The following is a 13,842-nucleotide window of genomic DNA, read 5'->3' as shown; positions in this document are numbered from 1 at the left end:
CGTGTGAGCGATCTTCCCGCCCCGTTGGCAGACTGGTTTGCGGCGCGCGGCTGGGCACCGCGGCGGCATCAGATGGAGATGCTGGCGGCGGCGCGGCGGGGAAGCCATGCGCTGCTGGTCGCGGCGACCGGGGCGGGCAAGACGCTGGCGGGATTCCTGCCGACGCTGAGCGAGCTGATCGAAGCGCCGGGCGAGGGGCTGCACACCCTCTATATCTCGCCGTTGAAGGCGCTGGCGGTGGACGTGCAGCGCAATTTGCTGACCCCGATCGACGAAATGGGGCTGAACATCCGGGTCGAGACGCGGACCGGCGATACGTCGCATGAGAAGAAGGTGCGCCAGCGCGCACGGCCACCGCAGATTCTGCTGACCACCCCGGAATCGCTCAGCCTGTTGCTGTCCTATGAGGACAGTTTCCGGATGTTCGCGGGGCTGAAGACGGTGGTGGTGGACGAGGTGCATGCCTTTGCCACCGGCAAGCGCGGCGACCTGCTGGCGCTGGCGCTGGCGCGGTTGCAGGCGATTGCACCGGACATGCGGCGGGTGGCGCTGTCGGCGACGGTGGCGGACCCGGACGGCTATCGCGCCTGGCTCGCCCCGCATGGCGATATCGACAGCGTGGAGCTGGTGGTGGGGGAGAAGGGGGCGGACCCCGATATCGCGATCCTGCTGCCTGAAGGACGCGTGCCGTGGTCGGGGCATAGCGGCGTCTATGCGATCCCGCAGGTGATGGCGGAGATCGAGACGCACAACACCACCATCGTGTTCTGCAACACGCGCGGGCTGTGCGAGCTGGTGTTCCAGAATCTGTGGAAGGCCAATGACCTGCAGCTGCCGATCGGGGTGCATCACGGCAGTTTGAGCCTGGAGGCGCGGCGCAAGGCCGAACAGGCGATGGCCGATGGCAAGCTGCGCGCTTTGGTCGCCACCGCCAGCCTCGATCTGGGCGTCGATTGGGGCGATGTCGATTGCGTGATCCAGATGGGTGCACCCAAGGGATCGTCGCGCCTGCTGCAGCGGATCGGGCGCGCCAATCATCGGCTGGACGAACCGAGCGAGGCGGTGCTCGTGCCGGGGAACCGGTTCGAATATCTGGAGGCGCGCGCGGCGCTCGATGCGGTCGAAGCGGGCGAGCTGGACACTGACATCTTCCGCCCCGGTGCGCTCGACGTGCTGGCGCAGCATGTGATGGGAGTAGCGTGCGCCGCGCCGTTCGATGCCGCGAACTTGCTGCGCGAGGTGCAGGGGGCGTTGCCCTATTCGGCGCTGGATGCCGAGACGTTCGACCGCGTGCTGAACTTCATCTCCGATGGCGGTTACGCGCTGCGCGCCTATGACAAGTTCAAGCGGCTGACGCGCACGCCCGACGGGCTGTGGCGCGTGACCAAGCCGGCCTTTGTTGCGCAGCATCGGCTGAATGCGGGGATCATCGTCGAGGCGCCGATGCTCGACGTGCGGTTCAGGAACGGGCGGCGGCTCGGCAAGGTCGAGGAGAATTTTGGAAGCCAGCTCTCGCCCGGCGACAGTTTCTTCTTCGCGGGACTGGCGGTCGAGGTGGAGCGCATCGAGCTGACCGATGTGATCGTGCGCGCGACCGCAAAGCCGGCGCGGATCGTGTCCTATATGGGCCTGCGGCTGTCGATCAGCTCGACACTGGCGGAGCGGGTGCGGCGGTTTCTCGCCGATCCGCGCGAATGGGCGCGCTTCCCCGACGATGTCCGCGAATGGCTCGAGGTGCAGCAGCGCCGCTCGCAGCTGCCCGCGCCGGGGCGGTTGCTGGTCGAGACCTTCCCGCATGAAGGGCGGCACCATATGGTGGTGTACAGTTTCGAGGGGTGGAACGCGCACCAGTCGCTGGGCATGCTGGTGACGCGGCGGATGGAGGCGCTGGGGCTCAAGCCGATCGGCTTCGTCGCAAATGACTATGCGCTGGCGGTGTACGGGCTCGAGAAGATCGATGATCCGGCGGCGCTGTTTTCGCCCGATATCCTCGAGCATGAGTTTGTCGACTGGGTGCAGGGATCGGCATTACTCAAGCGCGCATTTCGCGAGGTCGCGATCATCGGCGGGCTGGTCGAGCGGCAGCAGCCGGGGAAGAAGAAGACCGGGCGGCAGGTCACCTTCTCGACCGACCTGATCTACGACGTGCTGCGCAAGTACGAGCCCGATCATCTGCTGTTGAAGGCGGCATGGGCCGATGCGCGGGCGCGGATGACCGATGTCGGGAGGCTGGCGCATCTGCTCGATACTGCGGCAGCGCAGATGGTGCATGTCGACCTCGACCGCGTCAGTCCGATGGCGGTGCCGGTGCTGATCATGATCGGGCGCGAGACTGTGGCGCAGGGCGCGGCGGAGGATGCGATGCTGATCGAGGCCGAGGCGCTGGCGGTCGAGGCGATGCGGCTCGACTGACCGCATCTGCCTTTCGACCAACCGCAATTGCTGCGCAGCATGGAGAGGTGTAGTCTGTCGCCATGCGGTACGCACTTCTTCTGCCGCTTGTCGTGGCATTCGGCGCGGCTCCGGCCGTGCCCCAGGACGTGCCCGCGATCGCGGGGCAGGCTGATGCCGGCGAGGAACTCGTCGAGCTGGGCGCGCTCGCGACGCGGATGACCGTGCCGGTGTCGATCAACGGCGCTGCACCCCGACCCTTTGTCATCGACACCGGGGCCGAGCGATCGGTGGTGTCGCGCCAGCTCGCCGGACAACTCGGATTGACGGCGGGGCCGCATGTCCGGTTGACGACGATGACCGGCATCTCGCGCGTTTCGACCGTGGTCGTGCCGTCGCTGTCCGTCGGCCCGGTGCGTGACCAGCGTGCGTTCAATGCCCCGGCGCTGGAAGCGACGCATCTGGGCGCGCATGGCCTGCTGGGGGTCGAGCAGTTGCGCGGGCATATGGTCGCGATCGACTTTACCCGGAAGGAGATGGCAGTACGCCCCTCGCGCGGGGCGATCGCCCCGAAGCTTTTTCGCGGCGATGCGGACGAGATCGTGATCGTCGCGCGCAGCCGGATGGGCCAGCTGATCGTCACCGAAGCCACGTTCGAGGGGCATCGGGTGACCGTGGTGCTGGATACCGGGTCACAGATCAGCATGGGGAATCTGGCGCTGCAGCGGCGGTTGCGGCGCATCCCGCTGAAAGGTCCGATCGAGCTGACCAGCGTGACCGGCGAGAAGCTGATGGCCAATTACCACATCGCCAGCAATGTGCGGATCGGCGGCGTGGTGATGGGCGGCGTGCCGGTGGCGTTTGCCGATGTTCCGCCCTTCGCCCATTTCGGGCTGCAGGATCGGCCCGCGCTGATGCTGGGGATGGATGCCCTGCGTGCGTTCAAGCGGGTCGAGATCGATTTTCCCGCACGCCGGGTGCGATTCATGATGACCCGCCGCGACGTGCCGCGCACGGGTTCGCTGATCAGTTGACGCCGCGCCCCGGCGGCGCGATAGCGGGCGCATGGTTCCCTTTTCGTTCGCTGGCCACGAGTTGTGCGCGCTGCCCGAGGCGGCGCTCTACTGGTCGGCGCGGCGTGCGCTGATCGTCGCCGACCTGCATTTCGAGAAGGCGAGCTGGTTTGCGCGCTGGGGCCAGATGCTGCCGCCCTATGACAGCCTGGCGACGCTCGATGCCTTGGAGGCGCTGGCAGCACGGACAGGGGCGCGGGAGCTGTGGTGCCTGGGCGACAGCTTCCACGATTCGGAAGGGTGTGACCGGCTTCCCGAAGCGGCGCGCGAGCGGCTGCGTGCGCTGACCGGCGCGCTGGACTGGACCTGGATTACCGGCAACCATGACGCGGCGCTGGCCGACCAGAGGGCGATCGACCATTGTGGCGGGCGCGTCGTCGTCGAGGCCGAGGTCGATGGGTTGTTGTTGCGGCATGAGGCCGAGCCGGGCGAGCTGCGCCCCGAACTGTCGGGGCATTTTCACCCCAAATTGCGCGTGCGGTCGCGCGGACGACAGGTGGCGCGGCGCTGTTTCGTGGCGACCGGAACCAAGCTGATCCTGCCCGCATTCGGCGCGCTGACCGGCGGGCTGGACGTCGATCACCCCGAGATCGTCCGTGCGGTCGGACGCGGCGCGGAGGCGCTGGTGGCGCTGGAGGATCGGCTGCTCAGGTTTCCGATCGCGGCTTGATCTGCTCGGCTTCGCTGGGGCGCGGCGCCGGCCTCCCTACTTCCGCCGGTCGGTCTTGCCCGTGCAGCTCGCCGGGCCGGGGCCGCTGATCAGGCAGGCGGCGTTGCCGGTCACGCGCACCGTGCCGGTGCCGAGCGTCGCGATCTGTGCGGTGTAGCGCGCGGCGAAGCGGCTGTCCCCGGCGCTTTGCGACTGGACGGTGAGGTCGTTGACGCTCATCCCCGTCGCGTCGATCGATCCCGCGCCATAGGTGGCGAAGCGGGCGGCGCGGGTCATGCCGCCGTTGAGCCGTACCGCACCGGTGCCGGTCAGCGTGACCGCGAGCTGGTCGGCGTCGAGCCGCGCGATGTTGAGTGATCCCGCGCCGTTGACGCCCAGATCGACGCGCTGTCCGCTCATCCGGTCGACATCGACCGATCCGCCGCCATTGATGTTGATGCCGCGCAGCCCGCGTGCGCCGACCGTGACGGTGACCGCGCCGCTTTGCTCGCTCCAGCCTTCGAAGGTCTGGTTGCGCGGGCCGATCACCAGCTGGCCGCCCATGTTGCGGACGCTGACCCTGTCGACCGCGCGGCGGTCGCCGGTGACGATCGCCTTGGGCGGCTGGCCGTCGATGACCTTGACGAGGAACGGGCCGTCGACGCGCAGCCGCTCGAACCCGGTGAGCATGACGGTGGTGCTCTCCGCCGCCTGGGGCACAGGAGCCGCAGCGGAGGCGAAAAGCAGGACGGGCAGTGCAAGCATGCGCATCAGGCGAGCATCGCACTGATTGCCCGCCCCGCGCAAGTGAGGGGGCTCAGCTACAGCGCGCGTCGCCCGAGCCCATCTTGCTGACCGAGCATTTCGCGCCGCCGGTCAGCTCGACATCGCCCGACCCGACCAGCGAGATATCGGCGTCGCCGCTCACCTGGGCGCGGACATTGCCGGAGCCGGCGATTGAGATGTCGGCGCTACCCGCCTTCAGGCCCGCGGCGCCGACATTGCCGGAGCCAGCGATCGACACGTCGAGCGCGGTCGCGGTGCCGCCGCCGACATTGATGTCACCCGACCCGGCGATCGACAAATCGGCCTTGCCTCCGGCGAGGCTGGCGAGGGTCATGTTGCCCGATCCGGCAACCGCGCCCGAGAAATCGCCCTTGGCCTGGTCGATCGTCATGTCGCCCGACCCGGCGATGTCGGCGCTGGCGAGCGCGGGGAGGGTGACGATGACCTTCGCGGCCTTGTCGCCGCCCCAGTTCCATTCGCCGTCCTTGCGGCCGATGCGTAGCGTGTTGCCGTCCTTGCGGATTTCCAGCCGGTCGAGCAGCGCCGTATCGCCCTCGGCGGTGACCGAAAAGGCGCCGGTGCGGACCTCGACATTGTCCGCGCCGCGCAGCGACACGCCGGTGAAGTCGGCGACCTGGAAGCTGCGCGTGCCGCCCTGGCCGCTCGGCTGGACGACGTCTCCAGTCATGCCGTTGGCGAAGTTGCAGGCGGACAGCGACAGCGCGGCGGTGGCGACAAGTGCGATGCGGAAGCGGGTCATCGGCTCTCTCCAATGTGTGTTGTTGAGATAATACACGCTGTGCGCGGCGGGTGCAACGAAAAAGGGCGGCCCCGGCGGGACCGCCCCCTTCGTCATCGGATCGGCGGGGCGCGATCAGGCGCTCGCCTTCTCCTTGTTGTAGATCGCGGCCGAGGCGCGCAGGATCTCGAGCAGCTTTTCCAGTGCGGCCTTTTCGTCGATCTGCTCCATCGCCGCGAGTTCGCGCGCGAGGCGCGAGGCGGCGGCTTCGAAGATCTGGCGTTCGGAATAGCTCTGCTCGGGCTGGTCGTCGGCGCGGAACAGGTCGCGGACCACTTCGGCGATCGACACCAGGTCGCCCGAATTGATCTTGGCTTCATATTCCTGGGCGCGGCGCGACCACATGGTGCGCTTGACCTTGGGCTTGCCCTTGAGCGTGTCGAGCGCCTCACGCAGCGTCTTGTCGCTCGACAGCTTGCGCATGCCGACGCTTTCCGCCTTGTTGGTCGGAACGCGCAGGGTCATTTTCTCTTTTTCGAAGCGGAGCACATACAGCTCGAGCTGCATGCCCGCGATTTCCTGTTTCTGGAGCTCAATCACACGGCCAACGCCGTGCTTGGGGTATACGACATAATCGCCGACATCGAAGGACAGCGCCTTGGCAGCCATGTGCGGGAAGCCTTTCTTTTGAACTCAAGCCCCTGAAGGGATTGCTTCACAGGCCCGGTGCAGTTACCGGGCGGGTGAAGGCGGTTCGGGGCAAATCAACAACGGTCTCCAGTACCGAAACGCGATTCCTCGCGTCCGACGCCGTATTTAACACAGATGCAATAAAATTACCACCCCGGAATCGCGCGCGCCCGAAGGCAGCGCGCGGCGTGATGCCGCGTGGAATAAGGATCGGGGCCGCAGCCGGTCGCCGAACCGGCCGGACTGGAAAACCTCAGTCGCCCTTGCCGGGTTCGGGCGAGAAATACTTCTCGTACTTGCCCTCTTCGCCCTTGTGCGCGTCGGCGTCTTCGGGGGTTTGCCCCGCATTGCGCGTGACGTTGGGCCATTGCGCGGAGAAGGTGTTGTTGAGTTCCAGCCACTGTTCCAGCCCGCTCTCGGTATCGGGCAGGATCGCTTCGGCCGGGCATTCGGGTTCGCACACGCCGCAATCGATGCACTCGCTCGGGTTGATGACGAGCATATTCTCGCCCTCATAGAAGCAGTCGACCGGGCAGACCTCGACGCAGTCCATATATTTGCAGCGGATGCAGGCGTCGGTGACGACATAGGTCATGGCAGGTTCGGCCCCTCATGCGCCCGATCGGGCGGTGTTATCCCCTTTCTGCTATGCCCGGCTTTCGGCAAGGTCAATCAAGACGCGCTTTCTGCGATACATTCTCAATTTTGGATCAATCCGGCGGAGGGGCCGTGCCGGGGGGTGAGTTCGGTGTAGCAGTCGCGTGCCTCGGCAGGTGGGCCGCGGCGATGTGGTAGCGCCTCGACCCTTACGACGCGCACCTGGCCACCATGGGTGACAAAGGCGAGGATGTTGCCGGGCCGCACCGGAAGGTGGCAGCGCTCGACCCGGCGCCCGTCGATGCGAAAATGGCCGGACTCCGCGAGCGCGCGGGCAAAGTTGCGCGACGCGGAGATGCGCGACCACCACAGGAAGCGGTCGAGGCGCATCGCGTCAGCCATCGATCAGGTCCGCAAGCGCCGCAAAGGCGTTGTCGCGCGGCGCGGCCCTGGGCTTGGCGAGCGGGGTCAGCCCCTTCCACACCCAATGTTGCGGCTGGCCGGGGCGGGCGCGGACGCTCTGAAAGCCGAGCTGCGCCATCAGCCGCGCGAGCGTGTCTGCGGTAAGGCCCATCGAGGTGGCGAGCGCGGGGTCGGGGGCGAAGGGTGTCCGGCCCTTGCGCGCATCATGCGCGGCGCGGGCGATGCGTTCGGCCAGATCGACGCGCACCGCCTGTTGCCCCAGTGGGCGATAGCCATGATTGAGCGATGCGCCGGGCGCACCGCGTGGGAGCACGCTCGCGCCCTCCGCCGGACCTTCGCCAAGGTTCAGCAGAGCGCGACGCGCGGCGGCGGTGCGGGGCTTGAGCAGGCCGGGCATGAACAGGTCGAGCGTGCCGATCACCAGCCCCGCCTTGCGCAGCCGCTTGCGGTCGTCGGGTTCGAGCGCCTCGACCAATGCCCCGGCGGCGCGGCGCGGCATCAGCCCGCCCGACCGGACCAGCAGCCCGGCGAGCGCGCGCACCCGGCTGCCCGCCGCCGCATCGCGGCTGAGCGCGTCGAGCGTGGCGAGATCGGGCAGGTCGGATGCAATGCGGGCGTCGAGCCAGTTGGCCACTCGAGCCTGCGCGGCGGCCTTTTCGCGCACATCGAGGATGTCGAGGGTTCGGCACAGCCGGATCGCGGGGCGGATCGGATTGGCGGTCGCGTCGAGATGCGCGACGCGCACCCCCTGCCAGTGCAGCTCGTCACCCACGCGGCTGAGCGTATCGTCGCGCGCATCGGCCAGTGCGGCGGCGCGGCGGCGCAGTTCGGGGGCGAGCCCCTTTTCGGCAGCGGCGAGCAGCATCCTTTTATCCGCCGCGCGCGCATCGGGCGACACCGCAAAGTGGAAGCCGCTGAGCTGGCCAAGGACATGATCCTCGACCGTCACCTCGCCTTCGGGGCCGATGACGACCGGAAGGTGCGATGCGTCCGCGCCGATCTGGCGCAGCAGCACGGTGGTGCGCTTGTCGACGAAACGCTGGGTGAGGCTGGCGTGGAGCGCGTCGGAGAGCTTTTCCTCCAGCGCGCGGGTGCGGTCGGCCCAGTGCGCGGGATCGTCGAGCCAGTCTGCGCGGTGCGCGATATAGGCCCAGCTGCGTGCGGCGGCGATCCGGCCCGCGATGCTTTCGACATCGCCATCGACTCGATCGAGCCGGGCGATCTCGTCGGCGAACCATGTGTGCGGGAGATGGCCCTTGCCCTCGCTCAGATGGCGGAAGATGCGCGAGACGAAGCGGGCATGCGGGTCGAGCCCGAGCTTGCGGAAATCGGGCAGGCCGCACGCCGCCCAGAGCCGCGCGACGGCGCGGGGCGAGCGGACACGGTCGCGCACCCACGCCTCATCGGCGAGGCGCTTGAGCACCATCAGGTCCGCCGCCTCGGGCGCGGCGCGCAGCATCGGGTGATCGGGCTTGGCCTCAAGGCTGGCGATCAGCGCATCGATGCTGGACAGGTCGGGCTCGCCCTCGCGCCAGTAGAGATGTTCGAGCGGGGGGACGCGATGCCCTTCGATCGCCGCAATCTCCTCGGGGGTAAATGCGCCCGGCCCTTCCTCGACCAAGGCGCCGAAGCTGCCGTCGCGCTGGTGGCGGCCGGCGCGCCCGGCGATCTGCGCCATTTCGGCGACGGTCAGGCGGCGCTGGCGCCGGCCGTCGAACTTGTTGAGGCTGGCGAAGGCGACATGATGGACATCGAGGTTGAGGCCCATGCCGATCGCATCGGTGGCGACGAGATAATCGACCTCGCCCGCCTGGAACATCGCGACCTGCGCATTGCGGGTGCGGGGCGAGAGCGCGCCCATCACGACCGCCGCGCCGCCGCGCAGCCGCCGCAGCGCCTCGGCCACCGCGTACACCTCCTCGGCGCTGAACGCGACGATGGCGGAGCGTTTGGGCAGGCGCGAGAGCTTCTTCGCGCCGGCATAGCTGAGCGTCGAGAAGCGCGGGCGGGTGACGATCTCGGCATCCGGCACCAGCCTGCGCAGCACCGGGCGCAGGCTGTCCGATCCCAGGATCATCGTTTCGTCGCGGCCGCGCGCGCGCAGGATGCGGTCGGTGAAGACATGGCCGCGCTCCGGGTCCGCGCCCAGCTGTCCTTCGTCGAGCGCGACGAAGCTCACTTCGCGGTCGAGCGGCATCGATTCCCGCCGTGCACAGGAACCAGCGCGCGCCGGGCGGTACGATGCGTTCCTCGCCCGTGACCAGCGCGACTTCCTTGGGCCCCTTGAGCGCGACCAGCCGGTCATAGACCTCGCGCGCAAGCAACCGCAGCGGAAAGCCGATGATGCCGCTCGAATGCGCGGCCATCCGTTCGATCGCCAGATGCGTCTTGCCGGTATTGGTCGGGCCGAGCACCGCAGTGACCGGGCTGGTGGAGAAGAGACTCATTATGCGCCAAGATTGCCCCGACTCGATTGCGGCGCAAGCGGCGCATACGCAGTTTCCGTAGCGTTTTCGGTTAACAACACGACCCGTCCCCGCGCCAGAACGACTCGCCGCAAGAACTTGGCCGCCGCGACCTGCTTAATTTGACTTTAGCATATACTATCCACAACCGTTCGGGCTGAAGCCGGGGGAACGGCGTTTCGTTCAATCGATTTGGGTGGGGGCAGCGCGCCTTGTTTCTGCGCAATGATCATGGGTTGGAGCAATCGGGCGGCGCTGCGGCGTTGTCGTTCGGGCGCGGCGTCGACAGCCGCAAGCCCGGCCTCGCCGAGCGGTTCCGCGAACGCTATCCCGATTTCGAGCTGATCCCCGACCTGGGGTCTCGCATCGGCAGCCGCGAATGGTTTCGCGGCGCGGCGACGTGCGGCGGGCTGTGCGCGTTCGTATTTCTGCTGTCGCCGGGGTTCGAGCGCCCGATCTATGGCGGGGTCCCCTCTGCCCATGCCGCCAGCGCCGACCTGATGCGTGCTCAGTCGATCGCACCGTTGGACAAGGGCGGCGTGACCGGCACCCGGCTCGCCGCCAACCGGCTGGTCACGACGCTGACCGACACCCCCGAACGCCCGATCATCCAGCACAGCGTGACTTTGGGTTCGGGCAGCGGGCTGCAGGCGGCGCTCGCCCGCTCGGGCGTTGGCAAGGGTGAGGCGGCGCAGGCAGCCGACCTGATCGCTGGCGCGATGGCGCTGGGCGATTTGAAGTCGGGCACGCAGCTCGACCTGACGCTCGGCCGCCGCGTCGACAAGTCTGCGCCGCGCCCGCTGGAGAAGCTGGCGTTCCGCGCGCGCTTCGACCTCAGCCTTGAGCTGGTTCGCACGCCGACCGGTCTCGCGCTCAACGAAATTCCGATCGCGGTGGATCATACCCCGCTGCGCATCCGTGGCCGGGTGGGTGAGAGCCTCTACCGCTCGGCGCGGGCCGCTGGCGCGCCTGCGCGCGCGGTCGAAGCCTATATCCGTTCGATCGCCACCCGCATGCCGATCGGCCGGGTCGGATCGGACGCGGAGTTCGACATCATCGTCGAACAGGCTCGCGCCGCAACCGGCGAAGTCCAGATGGGGAACCTCCTCTTCGCGGGGCTCAGCGGCGGCGGGTCGGGCAAGCTTCAGCTCGTCCGCTGGGAAGAGGATGGCAAGGTCAGCTGGTATGACGGGGCCGGGAAGGGCGAGCGCAAGGGCCAGATGGCGATGCCCGCAGCGGGCCGGATCAGCTCCGGCTTCGGCTTGCGCCGCCACCCGGTGCTGCGCTTCACCCGGATGCACAAGGGACTCGACATCGCCGCAGGCTATGGCGCGCCGATCCGCGCCGCGAATGACGGTGTCGTCGCCTTCGCCGGGCGCAATGGCGGTTATGGCAATTTCGTGCGGCTCAACCATAGCGGCGGCATGGGCACCGGCTATGGCCATATGAGCCGGATCGCGGTGCGCGGGGGCCAGCGGGTCAGCCGGGGCCAGGTGATCGGCTATGTCGGATCGACCGGCATCTCGACCGGTCCGCATTTGCATTACGAACTCTATCGCAACGGCGTCGCGATCAACCCGCGCTCGGTCAGCTTCTCGGTGGTCCAGCAGCTGGGCGGCAACGATCTGCGCGCGTTCAAGTCGAAGCTGGCGCAGCTGCTCGCGGTGCCGGTTGGGGGCACGCGCGGCAAGCCCGCCGACACCGCCGACGCGGAGTGATCGGTCGCCGCGCGCTGATCGCCGGCGCGGCGTTCGCCGGCGTCGTGCCCGCATTCGCGAAGTCGCGTGGCGAAATCTGGAAATTTGATTCGCTCTCCCGCATCGGCGGGCTTGTCCCGCAGGTCGAGGGCGCGCCGAAGCTGATCGACAGCCCGTTGGGCAAGGCGGTCTTGTTCGACGGCGTGCGCGACCGGCTGTTGATCCCGCGCCATCCGCTTGCGGGCACGCCGCGCTTCACCTTCGAGGCGCTGTTTCGCCCCGATGGCGGCGCGTTCGAACAGCGCTGGTTCCATCTCGAGAGCGGCGACGGAGCGAACTCGACTGCGCGCGACGGCCAGCGGATGCTGTTCGAGATCCGCACCGAGGGGAGCGAATGGTGGCTCGACACCTTCCTGCTCGGCCCCGGCTATCGCGCGCCGCTGATCGATGCGACCAAGCGTTGGCCGGTCGGGCGTTGGCACCATGTCGCGCAAAGCTATGACGGGCGGGTCTATCGGGCCTTCGTCAACGGGGTGGAGCAGGCACGCGCCGAACTCGCCTTTGTGCCGCAAGCAGCGGGGGTGGCGTCGGTGGGGATGCGGATGAACGCGGTGAACCCGTTCAACGGAGCGGTGCGCGCGGCGGCGTTTACGCGGGGGGCGGCGCTGGGGCCGCGTCGTTACGTGCTGAAGATTCCGCGCTGAGAGGGTCCCGTGCTCCTGCCTTCGCAGGAGCGCAAGAAACTCAGCGCCCCTGTGCGCGCCAGCGGCGAATCGTGCGGTCGAGGATCTGGTCCTCGCCGCCCATGTGCCGCCACAGTTCGGAGAAGAGCGGGTCGCCCGATGCGGGACGCTTGTTTTCCTCGAGCGCGTCGAATGCGACGCGGACCGGGGGTGGCGACGCCTTCGCCGACCATGATGCACTCGCGGTTGCGCAGCGCGGGGATCGCGTCGAGGAAGCCGCGCGCGCCTTCGGGCATGGCCGCGCGGACGAACGCCTGGTCGCGGTCGTTGTTGAGGCGCATCGAGATGATCGTGCCGCACTGCGACAGCACGCCTTCCGCCAGGTCGGACGGGCGCTGGGTGATCAGGCCCAGCGACACGCCGTATTTGCGGCCTTCCTTGGCGATGCGGCTGAGGATGCGGCCGACCGACGACCCATCGGCGTTGCGCTCATTTGGGACGTAGCGGTGCGCCTCTTCGCAGACCAGCAGGATCGGGCGCTGCGCCTCGCCGCGCGACCAGATCGCATAGTCGAACACCATGCGGCTGAGCACCGCCACGACGACGCTGGTGATCTCGCTCGGCACGCCGGACACATCGATGATCGAAATCGGCTTGCCGTCACCGGGCAGGCGGAAAATGCGGCCGATGAAGCTCGCCATCGTGTCGGAAACGAGCATACCGCTGAACATGAAGGTGTAGCGCGGGTCGGCCTTGATTTCGTCGATCTTGCCCCTCAGCCGCAAATAGGGGGCGGTGTCGGTCGCCTTGTCCATCTTGCCCATTTCGAGCTGGATGATTTGCGTAAGGTCCGACAAGAGATAGGGGATCGGCGCATCGACGGTCAGCTTGCCGAATTCGGCGGCGAGCCGGTTCTTCTGCTTGGCCATCAGGATGCAGCGCGCAAGGATGTCGGCATCGACCTGGCGATCCGACCCCTGAGTGGTCAGGAACACCTCGCAATGTTCCTCGAAATTCATCAGCCAGTACGGCATGGCGAGGTTCGACACGTCGTACAGCGCGCCATTGGTCTTGAAGGCCGCGGAATATTCGCCGTGCGGGTCGATCATCACGATATGACCCTGCGGCGCCAGCTCGCAAATGCGGTGGAGGATCAGGGCGGCAGCAGTCGACTTGCCGGTACCGGTCGAACCGAGCAGCGCGAAATGCTTGCCCAGCATCGAATCGATATAGAGCGCGGCGCGGATGTCGCGGGTCGGATAGACGTTGCCGACCTCGATATGCGCGCGGTCGTCGGCAGCGTAGATTTGCTTGAGGTCGGCGGTCGAGACCGGAAAGATCGGGGTGCCGGGGACGGGGTAGCGGGTGACCCCGCGCCGGAAGCTGTAGAGCTTGCCGGTCAGCTTTTCCTCATCGCCCTCGCCCAGGAAGTCGACCTGTGCCACCACCGACCCGCTGCGCTCGTCGAGGCGAAGCGCACGGACGTTGGCGATCAGCCAGCTGCTGCCGGCGCGCAGCTTGATCTGGCTGCCCACCGTGCCCGCACCCGCAACTGCCGGATCGGCGCTGTTGGCGAGCGATTCGAGCGCCGCGGTGTCGAACACGACCTCGCTCGAGGCACCGCCGATCGCCGACACCGCGCCGATGCC

The 13,842-nt window shown here is 67.9% G+C and carries 10 protein-coding genes and 2 pseudogenes; 5 read left to right on the top strand and 7 right to left on the bottom strand.

Translation table 11 applies throughout. The features are described from left to right. The first annotated feature begins 3 nt into the window (after nucleotides 1–3). The 3 genes from LRS12_RS05715 (at nucleotide 4) to pdeM (ending at nucleotide 4,134) form a co-directional block, all read left to right on the top strand. Nucleotides 4–2,412 (top strand): ligase-associated DNA damage response DEXH box helicase, encoded by a 2,409-nt coding sequence (locus LRS12_RS05715; protein WP_257843711.1) that lies wholly within the window; start codon nucleotides 4–6, stop codon nucleotides 2,410–2,412. A 62-nt stretch (nucleotides 2,413–2,474) separates the two neighbouring features. Further along, complete coding sequence (locus LRS12_RS05710) at nucleotides 2,475–3,425, top strand: retropepsin-like aspartic protease (protein WP_257843710.1); 951 nt, start codon at nucleotides 2,475–2,477, stop codon at nucleotides 3,423–3,425. A 31-nt stretch (nucleotides 3,426–3,456) separates the two neighbouring features. Continuing rightward, nucleotides 3,457–4,134, top strand: a complete 678-nt coding sequence (pdeM, locus tag LRS12_RS05705; protein ID WP_257843709.1) for a ligase-associated DNA damage response endonuclease PdeM — start codon at nucleotides 3,457–3,459, stop codon at nucleotides 4,132–4,134. Between the two features lie 36 nt (nucleotides 4,135–4,170). Here pdeM and LRS12_RS05700 read toward each other — a convergent pair whose 3' ends face one another. The 6 genes and pseudogenes from LRS12_RS05700 to LRS12_RS05675 form a co-directional block, all read right to left on the bottom strand. Continuing rightward, nucleotides 4,171–4,884: a DUF2807 domain-containing protein gene (locus LRS12_RS05700; protein WP_257843708.1), complete on the bottom strand. Its 714-nt coding sequence runs from the start codon at nucleotides 4,882–4,884 to the stop codon at nucleotides 4,171–4,173. A gap of 46 nt (nucleotides 4,885–4,930) precedes the next feature. Continuing rightward, the gene (locus LRS12_RS05695; protein ID WP_257843707.1) at nucleotides 4,931–5,659 is read right to left on the bottom strand and encodes a head GIN domain-containing protein; all 729 of its coding nucleotides are present in this window, start codon (nucleotides 5,657–5,659) and stop codon (nucleotides 4,931–4,933) included. A 114-nt stretch (nucleotides 5,660–5,773) separates the two neighbouring features. After that, nucleotides 5,774–6,307, bottom strand: a complete 534-nt coding sequence (locus LRS12_RS05690) for a CarD family transcriptional regulator (protein ID WP_224921717.1) — start codon at nucleotides 6,305–6,307, stop codon at nucleotides 5,774–5,776. Between the two features lie 274 nt (nucleotides 6,308–6,581). Continuing rightward, nucleotides 6,582–6,923: a ferredoxin FdxA gene (fdxA, locus tag LRS12_RS05685; protein WP_257843706.1), complete on the bottom strand. Its 342-nt coding sequence runs from the start codon at nucleotides 6,921–6,923 to the stop codon at nucleotides 6,582–6,584. Between the two features lie 104 nt (nucleotides 6,924–7,027). Then, a complete protein-coding gene (locus tag LRS12_RS05680; RefSeq protein WP_257843705.1) occupies nucleotides 7,028–7,327 on the bottom strand; it encodes a S4 domain-containing protein in 300 nt (99 codons plus the stop codon). Beyond that, nucleotides 7,320–9,795, bottom strand: a pseudogene (locus LRS12_RS05675) (helicase-related protein). The gene LRS12_RS05680 and the pseudogene LRS12_RS05675 overlap by 8 nt, the downstream one beginning before the upstream one ends. Nucleotides 9,796–10,025: 230 nt before the next feature. On the opposite strand from LRS12_RS05675, the gene LRS12_RS05670 reads away from it, so the two are divergent. Together LRS12_RS05670 and LRS12_RS05665 are read left to right on the top strand one after the other, a co-directional pair. Next, nucleotides 10,026–11,531: a M23 family metallopeptidase gene (locus LRS12_RS05670; protein WP_257843704.1), complete on the top strand. Its 1,506-nt coding sequence runs from the start codon at nucleotides 10,026–10,028 to the stop codon at nucleotides 11,529–11,531. Next, nucleotides 11,528–12,214 carry a LamG domain-containing protein gene (locus tag LRS12_RS05665; protein WP_257843703.1) on the top strand — a complete coding sequence of 229 codons (687 nt, stop codon included), beginning with the start codon at nucleotides 11,528–11,530 and terminating at the stop codon, nucleotides 12,212–12,214. The genes LRS12_RS05670 and LRS12_RS05665 overlap by 4 nt, the downstream gene beginning before the upstream one ends. Nucleotides 12,215–12,254: 40 nt before the next feature. Here LRS12_RS05665 and LRS12_RS05660 read toward each other — a convergent pair. Next, nucleotides 12,255–13,839: pseudogene (locus LRS12_RS05660) on the bottom strand (ATP-binding protein). Nucleotides 13,840–13,842: the final 3 nt, after the last annotated feature.

It is taken from the genome of Sphingomonas sp. J344 (assembly GCF_024700005.1).
Lineage (GTDB): Bacteria > Pseudomonadota > Alphaproteobacteria > Sphingomonadales > Sphingomonadaceae > Sphingomonas.
The sequence above is the reverse complement of the archived record's forward strand: the minus strand, read 5'-3'. Positions and strand labels throughout refer to the sequence as shown.

What these genes read in the sequence shown, in the direction of transcription:
- pdeM (WP_257843709.1), top strand. Translation starts at nt 3,457, where the DNA reads ATGGTTCCCTTTTCGTTCGCTGGCCACGAGTTGTGCGCGCTGCCCGAG.
- fdxA (WP_257843706.1), bottom strand. Translation starts at nt 6,923, where the DNA reads ATGACCTATGTCGTCACCGACGCCTGCATCCGCTGCAAATATATGGAC.
- LRS12_RS05680 (WP_257843705.1), bottom strand. Translation starts at nt 7,327, where the DNA reads ATGGCTGACGCGATGCGCCTCGACCGCTTCCTGTGGTGGTCGCGCATC.
- LRS12_RS05690 (WP_224921717.1), bottom strand. Translation starts at nt 6,307, where the DNA reads ATGGCTGCCAAGGCGCTGTCCTTCGATGTCGGCGATTATGTCGTATAC.
- LRS12_RS05695 (WP_257843707.1), bottom strand. Translation starts at nt 5,659, where the DNA reads ATGACCCGCTTCCGCATCGCACTTGTCGCCACCGCCGCGCTGTCGCTG.
- LRS12_RS05710 (WP_257843710.1), top strand. Translation starts at nt 2,475, where the DNA reads ATGCGGTACGCACTTCTTCTGCCGCTTGTCGTGGCATTCGGCGCGGCT.
- LRS12_RS05700 (WP_257843708.1), bottom strand. Translation starts at nt 4,884, where the DNA reads ATGCGCATGCTTGCACTGCCCGTCCTGCTTTTCGCCTCCGCTGCGGCT.